The sequence below is a fragment of the Micromonospora sp. BRA006-A genome, assembly GCF_033433935.1.
GTDB classification, from domain to species: Bacteria; Actinomycetota; Actinomycetes; order Mycobacteriales; family Micromonosporaceae; genus Micromonospora; species Micromonospora aurantiaca.
Genome location: NZ_JANCLW010000001.1, coordinates 663364 through 679295, shown reverse-complemented (window position 1 = coordinate 679295; position 15932 = coordinate 663364). Strand labels below are relative to the sequence as shown.

Sequence of the window (15932 nt, the reverse complement as noted above, 5' to 3'; positions counted from 1 at the left end):
TCCGGTCCGGTCAGGCGGCGCAGGTGGCGGTCGCGCCCTGGCCGGTGCCGGTGCCCTGGAAACCGAAGTTGGTCGTCTGGCCGGCGCCGACCTGCCCGTTGTAGCCCACGTTCGTGAACCGGACGGTGCCGCTGGTGCCGCTGGCCTGGGCGTTCCAGGTGCCGGTGATCGCGGCGCCGCCCGGCAGCGCGACGGTCACGGTCCAGCCGTTGATGGCCGCGGAGCCCGCGGTGACGTTCACGCTCGCGGTGAAACCGCCGTTCCACTGGTTGATCGCGACCGCCGCGGAGCAGCCGTTACCGGCCGGCGGCGGCGTGGTCGGCGGCGCCGTGGTGGGCGGCGCAGTCGTCGGCGGAGCCGTGGTCGGCGGCGCGGTCGTCGGCGGGTTGGTCGTCGGCGGCGCGGTGGTCGGCGGGTTCGGCGCGCCGTTCGCGAGGCTGAAGGCCAGGTCCGGCTGGAACGAACCGGCCGTGTAGCGGCAGCCGTCCGCCTCGCCCGGGGGCTTCACCCAGAGGTACGCGTCGATGTTGGCGTCGCCGGTGTTCGTCGTCGGGTACTGCCCGATGCGCCGGTCGGTGTTGTCGTCGGCGCACCAGTCACCGGCGGCTCCGCCGTTGCGGCTGGTGTCGATGACCTGCCGCTTGCCGGAGATGCCCATGCCGTTGAGCGCGGAGATGACGGCCCGGCCGAAGTTCGCCTCGCTGGAGGTGGGGTTGAAGTTCGACACGTTGGTGAAGAAGCCGTCGGCGTACTGCACGCCGGCCGCCCGGAGCCGGTTGGCCGTGTCGTTGGCGCTGTTCCAGGTGGAGTGACCGCCGTCGAGGTACACCTTGGCGTTCGGGTTCGCCGACTTGATGGTCTGGGTCGCCGTCGTGAGCGCCTGGTTGCGCGCGCTGAGCTCGCTGGGGCTCAGGCAGGTCTGGAGCGCGAGCGAGTCGGTCTCCAGGATGATCAGGACGGTCTGGTTGCCGAGTCCTCTGGCGAAGTTGGACACCCAGGTCTGGTACTGGTTGAGGTCCGGCGCCCCACCGGCGCTGGCGCCGCCGCAGTCCCGGTTGGGGATCTCGTAGACCGACAGCACCGGGATCTGCTGCGCCGAGTTGGCGGCGCCGACGAACGCGGAGACCTCGGACTGGATGGTCGACGGGTTGAAGTTGGCGTACCAGCGGGCCTGCGGCTGGCTGGCGATCTTGTCGCGGATGACGGCGGCGCGGGAGTCGCCGGGGTTGGCGGCGACCCAGCGGACGACTGCCGAGGACGGGTCGCGGTAGAGCGATCCGGACACGGTGCCGGCGGACGCGCCACCGACGGCGAAGCCGACGCCGGCCGCGGCGAGGCCCGCGACGGCCGCCATGCTGATGGCCGCTGATCTGCGGCGGGACGAGAGGATAGCCACGTCGTGTTTCCTCCTGATCACATAGACGTATCTAAGTTCGTGGGAGCGTTCCCACGACGGTAACGGAGGCACGCGTCGATGCCAAGATGTGAACGACCGCCACTGCCCCGTAATCTGGCACCGGTCGACGAAGCGGGCGCGGGAGGAAGACCAGGCATGACGGCGTTACCAGGCCAGCGTCCGACCACGGCGAGTTCGCCGGTCGCCGGACGGCCGGCGGACGAGGATCTGCGGACGCTGTTCGGGCAGTCCATCGCCGTCTTCGCGGCGCTCGCCGGACCGACGCACGTGGTGGAGGCGGCGAACCCGGCGTTCTTCACCGCCATCGGCGAGGAACGCGCGCGCACCGGGGTCCCGCTCGCCGAGTTGATGCCGGAGCTGGACGGCCAGGGCTTCATCGCGCTGCTCGACCAGGTCTACCGCACGGGCGAGTCGTACACCGGGCACGACGCCCGGATCATGCTCGGCAGCGGATCGCAGGCGCGGGAGACGTTCTTCGACTTCACCTACGAGGCACGCCGCGACGCCGACGGCACGGTGACCGGGATCCGCGTGATCGGGGTGGAGACCACGCAGGTCAAGCACGCGCAACGGCTGATGGCCGAGCACCGCGCGATGCTGGAGCAGATCGCGCGGCAGGCGCCGCTGGCCGAGGTGCTCGACGGGATGGCCCGCTGCATCGAGAACCTCGCGCCCCAGGAGGTGCTCGTCTCCGTCCTGCTCGCCGACGCCGACGGCCGGCACCTACGCCACGGCGCCGCGCCCAGCCTGCCCGACTTCTACAACCAGGCCATCGACGGGATCGCCACCGGCGAGGGTGTCGGCTCGTGCGGCACCGCCGCGCACCGGCGGGAACCGGTCATCGTCACCGACATCGCCACCGACCCGTTCTGGGCCGACTTCCGCGACCTGGCCGAGCGGGCCGGGCTCGCCGCCTGCTGGTCCACGCCGATCCTGGCCCGCGACGGCAGCCTGCTAGGCACGTTCGCCATGTACCACCGCACCCCGCGTGTCCCGCGCGACACCGACCTGGCGCTCGCCCGGGTATTCACCGGCACCGCCGCGCTGGCCATCGAACGTCACCACATCGAACAGGCGAAGGCCGACGCGGACGCGCGCGCCCGGGCCGCCCACGACGAGCTGGCCCGGGTGGTGCAGGCGGAGCGGGAACTACGAGCCGAGGCGGAACAGCGCGCTGCCGCCGCCGCGGAACTCACCGCCCGGCTGCGCGCCGCCGCCGCGGCGCAGGCCGCCACTCCCCGCCCCGATCGGTGTCAGCTCGGCGGAGGCGACGGCTGCGCCGCACCCGCCGAGATCAAGATCGCTGACTCGTGGGGCGACTCGGCGTGGGGCTGCCCGCTCCACGTCGAGGAGGCAATCATCAACGTGCGTTCGGTCTTCATCGCCAACGAGGAACTCGGCGGCCTGGCCGCCTACGTCAACCGCTGACCACTCGACCGCGCCCGGCGGCACCGTCAAGGGACCGCTGCGCGCGCGGCCGTCACCCCCGGGCGACGGTCTAGCGCCGGTCGGGCGCGCCGGCCGGCTCACGAGCGGGGTGCGCCGCGGTGAACGGGCTCCGCAGGCGGGTCATGGATTCGGCGCTGACGTCCGCGATCGGACTGCGCTCGTCGTCTGTGGCTCCGACCCCCTCCACACGGAAGGGGTTCAGGGCGAACGTGTCGTCGGGCACGAAGTGCTCCAAGGGAATCTGCACGGCAGCGCTCGACTCAGTCGTCGCGGCTGGGAAACCGTGGGAGAAGCAAGCGGCGGCGATCAGTCATCGGTACCCCGCGTCGTCAGCCTAGCGCGCATCGGCCGGGCGGGCGCGCCACGGCCGGAATCGGCGACGTGCTCAGAGCTGGACGACGTGGCCCACCCGGGGTGGCGTACGGCCCGCGAGGACGTCGAGCCACGCGTCCCGCAGTGCCTCCGGACCGGCGCCGACCCGCACGTCGAGCCATCCGCTCACCACCCGGGAGAACCGCTGCCAGGCGTCGGCGAACCGCTCGTCGAGGCCGTCGCGACCCCAGTCCTGGCTCCGCTTGCGGATGCGCACCGGCGCGAAGAAGACCTCCCCGGCGGCACCCGCGTTGGGTGTCTGCTGGGTGAGGCCGACGGCGATGTCCCGGACCAGCAGGTCGCCGAGGTGCGCGCGCAGGGCGGCGCGGGTGGTGGGTGAGCCGGAGAGGTCGAGGTAGACGGTCGGTACGCCGTCGAGCGTGCCGATGTCGTCGTAGGAGAGGACCTCGTCGTAGCAGCCGAGCGACCTGGTGAAGGCGAGGTTGCCCCGCGAGGTGAGCCCGATCAGGCGCGGGCCGCGGCCGTGCAGTTCGAACGCGGTGGCGTACGCCGTCTTGCTCGACGCGGACGACAGCACCAGCGAACGCGCACCGTAGGCGTCCTCGTCGATCACCTGGTCGGCGAGCATGAACGAGGTGAAGAACAGCGGCCGGAACAGGATCAGCAGATCCTCCTGCTCCGCCCGGTACGCGGGGTCGCCGCCGGTGGACCGGTAGGAGTTGTACGGCGAGGGCAGGCCGGCCCGGTGCGCGCTGGCGTCGCGGAACCCGGACTCGTCCACCCGGTCCGGGCGTACCACCAGGTGGCCGGCGGGCGGCAGGTAGCCGTAGACCCGGCCTCCCGGCTCGACGCCGGCCACTGTGGAGGCGACCACCTCGGCGAAGCCCCACAGTGGTGGGAGGCCCCACCCACCGTCGAGCCCTCGGGGCTGCGGCGGGAAGAACTCCCAGTAGCGCATCGCCTCACCGAGCACCGCGTAGGTGACGTTGTTGGCGGTCAGGCCGACGCGGTCCACGCGCAGGAGCGCCTCCCCGTCGGCGAGGTCGGGCACGGCCCCGCCGACGAGTGTGGTGCGAGCGAGGTCGTCACGGGCCACAGCGAACGTCCACGAGTCAGCCATGGCCTGACGCTAGGCAGACGCGAAACTCCAGACAAGTGCACTGGGAGTGCAAAATCCCACTCGACCGGACCGTTGCGCGCCACCGGTTCAGAGGTGACGAACACCGGTCAGCTCCGCCACCGCAGCCCAGCACCGCCCCGGTTGAGGCCGACGATCGCGCCGTTGAGGGCGGCGGCGAAGAGGGTCCACGCGACGTACGGGGCGAGCGCCGCCCCGGCGGTACGGTCGGTGCGCGCGGCGCGGCGCAGCAGCACCAGGTTGGACGCGTTGAGCGCGGCGATCTCGGCCAGCGCGGCGCCGGGCCTGCGGGCGCCGAAGAACAGGGCGGTCCAGCCGGCGTTGAGCGCCAGGTTGAGCGCGTACCCGCGGGCGAAGGCGGCGCGCTCGGGCCCCTCGGAGCGGTCCAGCGCCCGCGCACCGGCGACCGCGATCAGCCCGTACAGCGGGGTCCAGACCACGGGGAACGCGGCCGACGGCGGCTGCCAGGCGGGCTTGCGCAGGCGGCGGTACCAGCGCGACGAGGTGCCGGTGGAGGTGGCGACGGCGCCCGCGGCGGCGGTCGCGGTGACTGCCGCCGCGGTCTTGACCAGGGTCGGTACTCGCATACCAGGTCAGCTACCCGGCCGGCGGCGAATAAACCCGCGCCACTGAAAGATCCACCTCCGGGTACGCCCCGACGCACAGATCCTTCACCGGAGCATGCGGAACTCGTAGACAACTTCCATGCCCTTCGATAGCCTCGCCATTCAGTGATGCTGGTCGATAGGAGACCCCCATGCGACGGCTCGTGCTCTCCTTCACGCTGGCGGCGATCGGCGCCTGGGCCGTGGTGCCGGCCCCGGCCTCGGCCGCGCCCCGCCCGGCACCCGCGCCCGTCACCGACGCGGTGACAGCGAAACTCCTCGGCCAGTCCGACGCCGCGACCCGGACCGCCGGGCCGCAGCGGACCCGGGTCACAGTCACCCGGGCGAGCGGCGGATGGGCCTTCGGCACCGCGGTGCTGCTGGCGGGCCGGTCCCGGGACGCGCACCCCATCGGGTCGGTCTTCCTCGCACGGTCAGACGGCAAGGGCTGGACCGTCGCCTTCGACGGCGAGGCGTCGTTCGGTGACCTGGCCGCCACGTCACCGCTGGTGAACAAGGACGAGAAGGCGGTGTTCACCGCGCCCGTCGCACCGATGTACGCGGGGAGCGACTTCCGTACCGGCATGGCGCTGCCGTTCGCGGTCGGGCAGACGTGGACGCTCACCGGCGGGCCGCACGGCTGGGGCGGCGGCGCGCCGTGGAGTTCCGTCGACCTCGCCGGTGGCGACCAGGTGGTCCGGGCCGCGCGGGCCGGAACCGCGTACACGATGTGCACCGGGTGGATCCGGGTCATCCACGACCGGGGCTACTCGACCGACTACTACCACCTGTGGAGCAGCATCTCGGTCAACGGGGCCGCCGTCGGGCAGGGCGCGTACCTCGGCTACACCGGCACCGACGTCACCTGCGGCGGCTCCGCCACCGGCCGGCACGTGCACTTTGGGCTGCGGCAGAACTCGGTCTACGTCCCGATCGCCGGGCACGGCATCGGCAAGTGGGACTTCGTCAGCGGTGCCGGCGAGTACCAGGGCGGGGCCCGGCACGGATCCGCCTTCGCCGGCGTGGGCGGCGCCGTCTACAACTACGGCGCGCTCGGCTTCAACCAGGGAGTCGTCGACGCCAACGGCGGCGGCACGCTGACCCGGCGCTCCGGTCCCGGAACGGGGTACGGCGTCCTCGGATCGCTCGCGGACGGCGCCACGGTCACCGTCTCCTGCTCCGCCAACGGCACCTCGCACACCGGCCGGTACGGCACCACCGCGTTGTGGGACCGGCTCAGCGACGGCAGCTGGGTGTCCGACGCCTACCTGTCCACCGGCGTGAACGGGCCGATTAACGGCTGGTGCTGACCACTCCGGGCCGTGCGTGACCGCGCGCGGCCCGGCCTCGCCGGCCGTGCCCGCGGACAGCTGTGACTGCTACCTTCCGGACGCATGGACGACTTCCCTCGCTGGTACCGCCCGGCCCCCGACCTGCTGCTCACGGTCGGCAGCGCCACCGCACTGCTCGGCTACCTGATCCCGTGGTTCCGCGCCAGCCGCCTCCACCAGTGGTCGTACTCGGGCTGGGCCTACCTGGAGACCGAGGGCGGCTGGACCTGGCTGGTCGTGGTGTCCCTGGTGATCGCCGTCCTGGCCGGCCTCTGGGCCGGGCGGAGCACGGCGTGCGCCAAGCTGGCGGTCGGCGCGGCGGTGGCCGGGATGTTCCTCGCCGGTGCGGTGGTCGCGGTGAGCCTGGGCGCGCTGCCGGAGCGCGACAGCATCAACTGGGTCGGTGAGCTGCCCTTCGAGATGGGACTGCCGCTCATGGCCGTCGGATTCGGGGCCGTCGTCGCCGGGGCGCTGGGCGCCGTACGCCGCCCGGTCGAGGAGTGACGCGACGTCACGCCGCCGGCAGGTCCACCACCCGGCTGGCCCAGCGGGCCATCAGCGCCGGGTCGTGGGTGATGACCAGGACCCCGGCGCCCTGCCGGCGCTGGTAGTCGCCGATGACGGCGGCGACGTGCGCCTGGGTGGAGGCGTCGAGCATCGCGGTGGCCTCGTCGCAGAGCAGGTAGTCCGGCCGGTGCACCAGGGCTCGGGCCAGGCAGGCGCGTTGCAGTTGCCCGTCGCTCACCGCGTGCGGGCGGCGGGTCAGCAGGTCGGGCGTCAGTCCGACCAGGTCGGCCAGTTCCGCCGTACGGGCGGCGGCCTGCTCGCGGGATGTGCCGGTGGCGCGGAGCGGCTCGGCGATGATGTCGGCGAGGCTGAGCCGCGGGTCGGTGGCGGCGCGCGGGCTCTGGAACAGGATCGCGACGCGGGTACGCACGTGCGCCGGCAGGCGATGGCGGACGCCGCCGAGTGGTTGCCCGTCGATCGTGACGTGACCGCCGTCCGGGGCGTGCAGCAGGGCGAGGACGCGGGCGAGTGTGGACTTGCCGCTGCCCGACGGGCCGCGCAGCCCGACCGTCTCACCCGGGGCGATGCGCAGGTCGACCCGGTCGAGGACGCGCTGCCTGCCGTACGCGACGGAGACCTGGTGCGCGGCGAGCCCGGCGGCCGGCGCGGCGCCCTCGGCGGCGGCGTCGGTGGCGTCCGGAACCGTGAGCGTCATGCCGGTACCTCCTCGCGCAGCGGGTGGTGACAGGCGACCCGGCTCGCGGCGGCGAGGCGGGGCACTGTCGCGCAGGTGTCGGTGGCGCGGGCGCAGCGCGGCGCGAAGGCGCAGCCGGCGGGCAGGTCGGTGAGCGCCGGCGGGTGGCCGGGTACCGGGACGAATGCGCGATCGGGCAGCGCGTCGAGCAGCCCGGCCGTGTACGGGTGGGCCGGGTCGTCGAACAGCGCCTCGGTGGGGCGGTGTTCGACGATGCGGCTGGCGTACATCACGGCGACGGTGTCCGCGACGCGGCGTGCGGCGGTCAGGTCGTGCGTGATGAGCAGGACGGCCGCACCGGTGTCGCAGCGGCGGCGCAGCAGGTCCAGCGTGTGGTCGACGAGCGGCCGGTCGAGGCCGGTGGTGGGTTCGTCGGCGAGCAGCACCGGCGGGTCGGGTGCGAGAGCCAGCGCGGTGGCGAGCCGCTGAGCCATGCCGCCGGACAGCTCGTGCGGGTACCGGTCCAGGTCGGCCGGGTCGAGGCCGACGTCGGCGGCGATCCGGTCGGCGGCGGCCGGCGCGTCCCGGCGGGTGTGCCCGTGGGCGCGCAGCGTCTCCTCCAGCAGCTTCCGCCCGGTACGGACCGGGGTGAGCGCGGTGGCGGGGCTCTGCGGGACCAGGCCGACGCCCCGGCCGCGTACGTGCCGGGCGAGGTGGCGCTCCCCCGCGCCGATCAGGTCGACAGCCTCGCGGCCCGGCGCGTGCAGGCGGGCGTGCCCGGTGACGGCGGCGTTGCGCGGCAGCAGGCCGAGCAGGGCGTGCGCGAGCACGGACTTGCCGCACCCGGACTCGCCGACCACCGCCAGCAGCTCGCCGGGCCGCAGCGTGAGGCTCAGGTCGGTGACGGCGTGCACGACGGCGTCGCGCAGCCGGAAGCGGACGGTCAGCCCGTCGACGGTCAGCAGCGCCGGGGCGGTCACAGGTGCAGCTCCGCCCGTACGCGCGGGTCGAGGCGGTCACGCCACCGGCCGGTGAGCACGGCGAGCGCCAGCGTGGCCGCCACCAGCAGGAGGCCGGGGACGATGCTGGCCCACCAGGCGCCGGTGAGCAGCGACCGCTGCCCGTCGTTGATCATGTTGCCGATCGAGGCGAGGTGCGGCGGCAGGCCGAGGCCGAGGAACGACAGCGCGGTCTCGTGCCAGACGGCGTGCGGCACCATGAGCGTGGTCGCCAGCGCCAGGCGCGGCAGCACGTGCGGCAGCAGGTGCCGGGTGAGCACCCGGATGCGCCCGGCACCACCGGAGATCGCGGCGTCCACGAACGGCCGGTTGCGCAGGCTGAGCAGCTCGGAGCGGACGATCCGGGCGGTGGACAGCCAGTGCGTCAGCGCGATGGACGCGATCACCGCGCCGAGGCTGGGACGCAGCATCGCCACGATGAAGATGCCCAGCAGCAGGTGCGGCAGCGCGGCGACGGTGTCCACGACGCGCATGAGCGCCCGGTCGACCCAGCCGCCGACGCTGCCGGCGACGGCGCCGACCAGGCCGCCGATGACGGCCGCGACGAGCGCGGCGACCGCGCCGACGAGCAGCGAGACGCGCAGGCCGTAGAGGCTGCGCAGAGCCACGTCGCGGCCGAGGTCGTCGGTGCCGGCCAGGTGCTCCGGCGAGGGCGCGAGGCGGGTACGGGACAGGTCGACGGCGCTCTGGTCGAGCGGCCACAGGACCGGGGCGAGCAGCGCGGCGGCGACGACACCGGCGAGCACGACGACGGCGACTGTCGTGCCCGCGCTGCCGGAACGCCGCAGGCGCCGGACGCGCGTGGGGAGGGCGAGGTCAGTCATCGAGGCGTACCCGGGGGTCGGCGGCGGCGTAGGCGAGGTCGGTGACCAGATTCGCGGTCAGCACCACGACGGTGGTCACCAGGGTCGTGGCCGCGAGCAGCGGGAAGTCGGCGCCCAGCGCGGCCTCGACGGTGACCGCGCCCAGGCCGGGCAGGGAGAACACGGTCTCCACCAGGACCGCGCCGCCGACGAGTTCGGGCAGGTGCGTGCCGACCAGGGTGAGGAACGGCAGCAGCGCGGTCCGCAGCGCGTGTCCGAACAGGACGACCCAGCCGGGGAGCCCTCGGGCGCGGGCGGCCAGGACGTGGTCGTCGCGCAGGCTCTCGGCGACCGCGTCGCGGACGAACAGCACGAACCACGGCGCCTGGGAGATCGCCAGCACCGTCACCGGGAGCACCAGGTGCCGGGCCACGTCGGCCGGGTCGGTGCCGGTGGCGGTGATGTCGGTGAGCCCACCGGCGGGCAGCCAGCCGAGGCTGAGCGCGAACACGGCGATCGCCGCGAGACCGATCCAGAACACCGGCATGGACTGCACGGCGTACGCGACGGCGCGCAGCGCCCTGTCGAACCAGCCACCCCGCCGGTACGCGGCCAGCGTGCCCAGCAGCACGCTCGCCACCAGCACCAGGGCGAGCGCGCTGCCGACCAGCAGCAGCGTCCAGCCGGCCCGGGCGGCCAGCACCGACGTGACCGGCTCGTGCCGGCTCGTCGACCAGCCCAGGTCGCCGCGCAGCAGGTTGCCGATCCAGCGGGCGTACTGCACCGGCAGCGGGTCGTCGACGCCCCAGTTGGCGCGGATCTGCGCGAGGTTCTCCTCGCTCGTGGTGAACGCCGCCGCGCCCGCGTACTGCTGGGCCGGGTCGATCGGGGAGGCGGCGCCGAGGGCGAACATGCCCATGCTGGTGGCCGCCAGCACCGGTACGGCGACCAGCAGCCGCCGCCGGACCACGGCACCCGCCCCGGCCAGTCGCCGCCGGCCGGTCGCGGGCGCCGTCACGACTTCTTCGTCCAGGTGTGCACGTTCCACCAGATGCTGTTGGCGACGTCGTGCTCATGCGGCTCGACCCGCGGTGTCACGCCGGTCACCGCGTCCTTCAGCACGTAGGTGTGCTGGAGGTAGGTGAGGAACACCCACGGCACGTCGGCGGCGAGCTGCTTCTGGAACGTGGCGTACGCGGCCTTGCGGGCGGCCGGGTCGGTGTTGTCCCGGCCGTCCCGCAACGCGGCGTCGGTGACCGCCGAGCGGTACGAACCGGGGTTGAAGAAGCCCTGCCCGGCGAAGGCCGAGCTGAACAGCTTGTAGGAGACGAAGTCCGGGTCGTACGGCGTGCCGTAGCCCATGATCAGCGCGTCGTTCTTCATCCGCGGCGTGATCGCGTCCCAGGTCAGGCCCTCCGGCGTGACATTGATGCCGACCTTCTTCGCGTCGGCGGTGACGGCCAGCGCCAGTTCCTTGCGCAGGCTGTCGGTGGCCGGGTACAGGAGCGCGAACGCGGCCGTACGCCCGTCCTTGACGCGGATGCCGTCCGGGCCGGGCTTCCACCCGGCGGCGTCCAGCGCGGCGGTCGCCGCGGCGGTGTCGGCGGCGGGCCTGCCGGTGATCGACGGCTCGGCGTATTCCGACGTGGGCGGCACCGGCCCGAACGCGGGCTCGCCCGCACCGCCGAGCACACCCGTCACCATGGCCTGCCGGTCCACGGCGAGGTTCAGCGCCTTCCGGATCGCGAGGTCGCCGGTGACCGGGTTGCCCATCGGCAGCATGACGCCCCGGTAGTCGGCGGTCGGCACCCGGTGCACGCGGTAGCCGTCCCGGTTCTCGAACCCGGAGGCGAGCTTCGGCGCCAGCTCCGCCGCGTCGAACTCACCGGCCCGCATCCGCTGGGCCCGGACGTTGTCGTCGGCGACGAACGCCACCACCACGCCGGAGTTCGCCGGCTTGTCGTCCCAGTACGTCTCGTTCGCCGCGAGCACGAGCCGGTCACCCGGGGTCCAGGAGGTGAACCGGTACGGGCCGGTGCCGACCGGCTTGCGGTTGAACGCGGCCTTGTTGACGTCCTGCCCGGCGAACGCCTTGGCCGGGACGATACCCAGCGCCAGCCGTTGCAGGAACGGCGCGTACGCGTACTTCAGCGTGAACACCACAGTCGCCGGATCGGGCGCGGCGACGGAGGCGAGCATGTCCAGATCGGACCGCAGCGTCGAGTCGACTCTCGGGTCGAGCACCGCCTGGTAGGTGAACACCACGTCCTGAGCGGTCAGCGGGCTGCCGTCGTGGAACAGCACGCCCTCGCGCAGCTTCGCGGTGACCGTCTTCCCGTCCGCCGAGACGGTGGGCAGCTCGCGGGCCAGTGCGGGCACCAGCTCGTTGCGGGCGTCCCGGGCGACCAGCCCGTCGAAGATCAGCGACGCGCCGTCGACGCCGTAGTTGAGCACCGGGTTGAGCGTGTCCGGCTCGCCCGCGGTGGCGACCACGAGCGTGCCCGCGCCGTTCGGGCCTCCTGTCGGCGCCGTGGGCGACGAGCACGCGGTGGCGAGCAGGGCGGCGGCGAGCACCGCTGCCACGCGTACGGGCTTGGGCTTGATCGCCACCGGCAACCCCTCGAACACTCGTCTGCGGGTGGCAGCGGGCGGGCGCTCCGGCGAGGATCGATCATCGCGTGCCGGAGCGCCCGCTACCGCCACTATTCGGTAGTTGCCAACTATATGCAATAACCTCCGGTCGATGACGGCGACCCGCCACCCCCGGTGTCGCTCGCGAGGCGGACGCCCGGCGCGCTGAATATGCTCAGAGGGTGGAGGACAGCGAGCAGGCGCTGCTGGCCGGGATGTTGCAGTCGGCCGAGGACGCCGCCCCGGTGCAGGCGGTCGAGGCCGTCACCGGCGTCATCGCCACGGCGCTGAACGCGCGCGGCGTCTCGCTGCTGATCGCCGACCTCAGCGGCCGTGCGCTGGTCCGGCTGACCCACCAGCCGGCCCGTGGCGGTCCCGGCCGGCGCCACGACGAGGAGGACGCCGAGGTTCTCCCCTTCGACGGCGGCCCCTACGAGCAGGCCCTCCGCCGGCAGGCCCCGGTGGTCGTCCCCGGCGACGACGCCTGGACCGTACTGGCGCCGGTCACCGACCGCGGCGAGGCGATCGGCCTGCTGGAGATCGACCTGCCCGACGAGCCGGACGGCGAGGTGGTGAACTGGGTCGCCCGTACCGCGCACGCGCTGGCGTTCGTGGTCATCGCCAACCGCCGGCACACCGACCTGTTCGAGTGGGGCCAGCGCACCACCCCGTTCACCCTCTCCGCCGAGATCCAGCGCCGCCTGCTGCCCGCCTCGTTCACCTGCGAGGCCGGCGCCTTCGCCCTCTCCGGCTGGCTGGAACCGGCGGCGAGCGTCGGCGGCGACACCTTCGACTACAGCCTCGCCCGCGACCTGCTGCACCTCAGCGTCACCGACGCGATGGGCCACGGCGTGGCGAGCGCGCTCACCGCCACCCTCGGCGTGGGCAGCCTGCGCAACACCCGCCGCCGCGGCGGAAGTCTCGTCGCCCAGGCCGAGGAGGCCAACCGGGCCGTCGCGGAGCACGCGAACGTACGCGGCGCGTACGTCACCGCCGTGCTGGGCCGCATCGACCTCGCCACCGGGCGGTGCGAGCTGCTAAACGCCGGGCACGTCCCGCCGATGCTGGTCCGGGACGGCCGGGTCGCACCGGTGGACCTGCCGGGCAACTTCCCGCTCGGCATGTTCCCCGACGAGGGCTACCGCAGCGGGGGCCTGCCGCTGCGGCCCGGCGACCGGCTGGTGGTGGTCACCGACGGCATGCGCGAACGCAACGCCGCCGACCTCGACCTGCCCGGCACCCTGCTGGGCATCGCCCACCTGCATCCCCGCGAGGCGGTCCGGGCGCTGTCCGACGCGGTGCTGGAGATCGCCGGGCCGGCGCTGGCCGACGACGCCACACTGCTCGTCATCGACTGGTACGGCGACCACGGGCCCCGGCGCAGCACCGCCGGCGCCGACCTCGCCCGCGCGAGCGGTCGATCCGGTGAGGAGCGCTCACGGCACCAGCGGTGACGCGTCCTCCGCCGCCGCCACCGTGTCGAACAGCGGGATCACCCGGTCCACCGAGGTGATCGAGAAGACCCGGCGCACTGACGCACGGACGCCGGCCAGGCCGAGCCAGCCGTCCCGCTCCCGCAGGCTCTTGTAGCCGACCACGAGCGCGCCCAGGCCGCTGGAGTCCATGAACCCGACCCCGGCCAGATCGACGACGACGACCCGGGCGCCGGCCTCCGTCAGCTCGTACAGCCGGTCGCGCAGCTGCGGGGTGGTGCTCATGTCCAGGTCGCCGGCGACTTCGATCACCGTGCCGACACGCCCCCGCCTGCTCGTCGCCGAGAACTCCACCACTCCCCCCTCAACCGCGCACCTCGCTACCCGACACCGTGCCAGAAGTCGGGCGCTGCCGCCTCCCGTGGGCAAGCGCCGGCTCAGCGGTCTTCCCGGGAAGTGGTGGACGACACCTCGGTGCCGGTCCGCCGCACCGGAGCGGGGATCCGCACCGCTCGGGCGGGCACCCGGTACGAGCAGGCCGCGCGACCTGGCCGCTGTCACCGTCGACCAACGGCTCCATCTGCGGTAGCGCCGTCGCGGGCGCGGCTGAACTACCCTCGCCGCCGTGGACACTCTGGAGATCGATGCGCCTGTCGTCGGCGTGACCGTCTACCCGGACCGCGCCCGGGTCACCCGCCGCGGCCGCGTCCGGCTGGCCGCCGGCGACCACCGGGTACGCGTCGCCCCACTCCCGCTGGGCCTGCGCCGCGACTCGATCCGGGTGGGTGGCCGGGGCGCGGTGACGGTGCTCGGGGTGGACGTGGCCGCGTGGCGGCAGGCCCGCAGCACCGACGCCCAGGTCATCGAGCTGGAACAGCGGCGGCGCGACCTGGCCGACGAGCTGGCCGAGGTCGGTGACACCGACGCGATCGAGGACCAGCGCGGCGAGTTCCTCACCCGGCTTGCCGAGCGCGCGGGTGGCACGTACGCCCGGGCGCTGGCCGCGGGCGACGCGGCCCCGGCCGACGTCGCGGCCTTCACCGACTCGGTGGCCGGTCAGCTCGCCGAGTCGCGGGCCCGGCGGCGCGGGCTGGCCCGGCGGCGCATCGAGCTGGCCGAGGAACTGGCCGCCGTCGACCGGGAACTGGACGCGGCGCGCGGCAAGCGGGAGCCGGACCGGCTGGCCGCCGAGGTGTCCGTCTCGGTGGAGGCCGACGAGACCGAGGTGGAGCTGGAGCTGACGTACCTGGTGGACGGCGCCCGCTGGACCCCCTCCTACGACCTGCGGCTGGTCGAGGACACCATGACTGTCACCTGGTTCGGGCTGGTCAGCCAGGGCACCGGGGAGGACTGGCCGGAGTGCGAACTCCAGCTCTCCACGGCCCGCCCGGCGGCGGCGAGCGGCGTACCCGAATTGTCGCCCTGGTATCTCGACCGGTTCCGGCGGCAGCCGCCGATGGCCGTGTCGGCCGCGTCGTTCGGCGGCGTGGTGCCGCCCCCGGCGCCCGGCGCGGCGCCGGCGGCGGGCCGTCCCCGCGCGGCGCGGGCCGCAGCGCCGGCGGTGCGGGAGAGCGTCGCCGAGGTGGAGCAGGGCGTGACGGCTGCTACCTACCGGCCCGCGCGTCCGGTGGCGGTGCCGGCGGACGGCAGCGCGCACCGGGTGACGATCGCGGTGCTGGAGCTGCCGGCCCGGCTGGACCACGTGAGCGTGCCGGTGCGCGCCGCCGAGGCGCACCTGCGGGCCACGGTCCGCAACACGTCGGACCACACGCTGCTGCCCGGCCCGGCGTCGGTCTTCCACGGCGCTGATTTCGTGGCGGCGACGCGGCTGAAGACGTGGGCACCGGGCGAGGAGACCGAGCTGGCGCTCGGGGTGGACGATCGGCTGCGGGTGGAGCGGAAGCTGTCCCGGCGCATCGAGAGCAAGGCCACGCTCGGGTCGACGCGGCGACGGGAGGTGGAGTACCGCATCACCGTGGCGAACCACACGCCCCGGCCGGCCACTGTGGAGCTGCGGGATCAGCTACCGGTGTCCCGCGACGAGTCCGTGGTGGTACGCGAGACGGTGCTGACGCCGCCGCCGGCCGAGCGTACGGAGCTGGGCGAGCTGACCTGGCGGCTGTCGCTGGCGCCGGGTGAGAGCGGCGAGATCGCCCTGGGCTTCCGGGTGGAGCTGGCGAAGGGCGTCGAGCTGACCGGCTGGCGGGAGTAGGCGTTAGGAAGGGCCCCTTCTTATGCACGAGGCGTTAAGAAGGGGCCCTTCCTTCGGTTCTCAGATGCGGCGGCGGCCGTAGAGGCCGGCGAAGACGGCGACGCCGATGGCGGCGAAGCCGACCTGGAGCGCCAGCTCGATCCAGTCGATGCCGGGGGTGTCGTCGACGCCGAACGCGCCGGCCACCAGCGTGCCGACGAACGCGGCGACCACACCGATGAGCAGGGTCAGCCAGATCGGGATGTTCTGCTTGCCCGGCACCACCAGGCGCCCGAGCGCACCGATGACGAGGCCGATGATGAGCGCGGTGAAGAAGCCCGTGATCTCCACGAGAGGCGTCCCTTCCCTCAAATGTGTTGG

Annotated in this window: 15 protein-coding genes; 5 read left to right on the top strand and 10 right to left on the bottom strand. The window is 73.7% G+C overall.

Translation table 11 applies throughout. From position 1 onward, the window contains the following. Positions 1–10: 10 nt before the first annotated feature. Positions 11–1396, bottom strand: a complete 1386-nt coding sequence (locus tag NMK34_RS03400) for a glycoside hydrolase family 6 protein (RefSeq protein WP_318332155.1) — start codon at positions 1394–1396, stop codon at positions 11–13. 156 nt (positions 1397–1552) lie between these two features. Here NMK34_RS03400 and NMK34_RS03395 point away from each other — a divergent pair, with 156 nt between their 5' ends. Continuing rightward, the gene (locus tag NMK34_RS03395; RefSeq protein ID WP_318332154.1) at positions 1553–2845 is read left to right on the top strand and encodes a GAF domain-containing protein; all 1293 of its coding nucleotides are present in this window, start codon (positions 1553–1555) and stop codon (positions 2843–2845) included. 406 nt (positions 2846–3251) lie between these two features. Here the strand turns inward: NMK34_RS03395 and NMK34_RS03390 are convergent, their stop codons facing one another. Both NMK34_RS03390 and NMK34_RS03385 read right to left on the bottom strand, forming a co-directional pair. Further along, positions 3252–4319: a DUF2855 family protein gene (locus NMK34_RS03390; RefSeq protein ID WP_318332153.1), complete on the bottom strand. Its 1068-nt coding sequence runs from the start codon at positions 4317–4319 to the stop codon at positions 3252–3254. A 107-nt stretch (positions 4320–4426) separates the two neighbouring features. Then, complete coding sequence (locus NMK34_RS03385; protein ID WP_318332152.1) at positions 4427–4924, bottom strand: TspO/MBR family protein; 498 nt, start codon at positions 4922–4924, stop codon at positions 4427–4429. A 170-nt stretch (positions 4925–5094) separates the two neighbouring features. On the opposite strand from NMK34_RS03385, the gene NMK34_RS03380 reads away from it, so the two are divergent. Both NMK34_RS03380 and NMK34_RS03375 read left to right on the top strand, forming a co-directional pair. After that, the gene (locus NMK34_RS03380; RefSeq protein WP_318332151.1) at positions 5095–6252 is read left to right on the top strand and encodes a peptidoglycan DD-metalloendopeptidase family protein; all 1158 of its coding nucleotides are present in this window, start codon (positions 5095–5097) and stop codon (positions 6250–6252) included. Positions 6253–6336: 84 nt separating this feature from the next. After that, entirely contained in the window at positions 6337–6777 is a 441-nt protein-coding gene (locus tag NMK34_RS03375) for a hypothetical protein (RefSeq protein ID WP_318332150.1), read from the top strand. A 7-nt stretch (positions 6778–6784) separates the two neighbouring features. Here the strand turns inward: NMK34_RS03375 and NMK34_RS03370 are convergent, their stop codons facing one another. The 5 genes from NMK34_RS03370 to NMK34_RS03350 are packed head-to-tail and all read right to left on the bottom strand — an operon-like array spanning position 6785 to position 11906. Further along, complete coding sequence (locus NMK34_RS03370) at positions 6785–7495, bottom strand: dipeptide/oligopeptide/nickel ABC transporter ATP-binding protein (protein ID WP_318332149.1); 711 nt, start codon at positions 7493–7495, stop codon at positions 6785–6787. Then, positions 7492–8454: an ABC transporter ATP-binding protein gene (locus NMK34_RS03365; RefSeq protein ID WP_318332148.1), complete on the bottom strand. Its 963-nt coding sequence runs from the start codon at positions 8452–8454 to the stop codon at positions 7492–7494. The genes NMK34_RS03370 and NMK34_RS03365 overlap by 4 nt, the downstream gene beginning before the upstream one ends. Next, entirely contained in the window at positions 8451–9317 is an 867-nt protein-coding gene (locus NMK34_RS03360; RefSeq protein ID WP_318332147.1) for an ABC transporter permease, read from the bottom strand. Before NMK34_RS03360 ends, NMK34_RS03365 begins: the two co-directional genes overlap by 4 nt. Then, the gene (locus NMK34_RS03355) at positions 9310–10314 is read right to left on the bottom strand and encodes an ABC transporter permease (protein ID WP_318332146.1); all 1005 of its coding nucleotides are present in this window, start codon (positions 10312–10314) and stop codon (positions 9310–9312) included. The genes NMK34_RS03360 and NMK34_RS03355 overlap by 8 nt, the downstream gene beginning before the upstream one ends. Continuing rightward, positions 10311–11906 carry an ABC transporter substrate-binding protein gene (locus tag NMK34_RS03350; RefSeq protein WP_318332145.1) on the bottom strand — a complete coding sequence of 532 codons (1596 nt, stop codon included), beginning with the start codon at positions 11904–11906 and terminating at the stop codon, positions 10311–10313. Before NMK34_RS03350 ends, NMK34_RS03355 begins: the two co-directional genes overlap by 4 nt. Positions 11907–12109: 203 nt before the next feature. Between NMK34_RS03350 and NMK34_RS03345 the strand changes: the two genes are divergently transcribed. Continuing rightward, positions 12110–13381 carry a PP2C family protein-serine/threonine phosphatase gene (locus NMK34_RS03345; protein WP_318332144.1) on the top strand — a complete coding sequence of 424 codons (1272 nt, stop codon included), beginning with the start codon at positions 12110–12112 and terminating at the stop codon, positions 13379–13381. Here NMK34_RS03345 and NMK34_RS03340 read toward each other — a convergent pair. After that, the gene (locus NMK34_RS03340) at positions 13364–13714 is read right to left on the bottom strand and encodes an STAS domain-containing protein (protein WP_255348693.1); all 351 of its coding nucleotides are present in this window, start codon (positions 13712–13714) and stop codon (positions 13364–13366) included. The genes NMK34_RS03345 and NMK34_RS03340 overlap by 18 nt on opposite strands. 271 nt (positions 13715–13985) lie before the next feature. Here NMK34_RS03340 and NMK34_RS03335 point away from each other — a divergent pair, with 271 nt between their 5' ends. Further along, positions 13986–15572: a mucoidy inhibitor MuiA family protein gene (locus tag NMK34_RS03335; protein WP_318332143.1), complete on the top strand. Its 1587-nt coding sequence runs from the start codon at positions 13986–13988 to the stop codon at positions 15570–15572. A gap of 60 nt (positions 15573–15632) precedes the next feature. On the opposite strand, the gene NMK34_RS03330 is transcribed toward NMK34_RS03335, so the two are convergent. Beyond that, positions 15633–15902 (bottom strand): GlsB/YeaQ/YmgE family stress response membrane protein, encoded by a 270-nt coding sequence (locus NMK34_RS03330; protein ID WP_184977422.1) that lies wholly within the window; start codon positions 15900–15902, stop codon positions 15633–15635. Between the last annotated feature and the right edge of the window lie 30 nt (positions 15903–15932).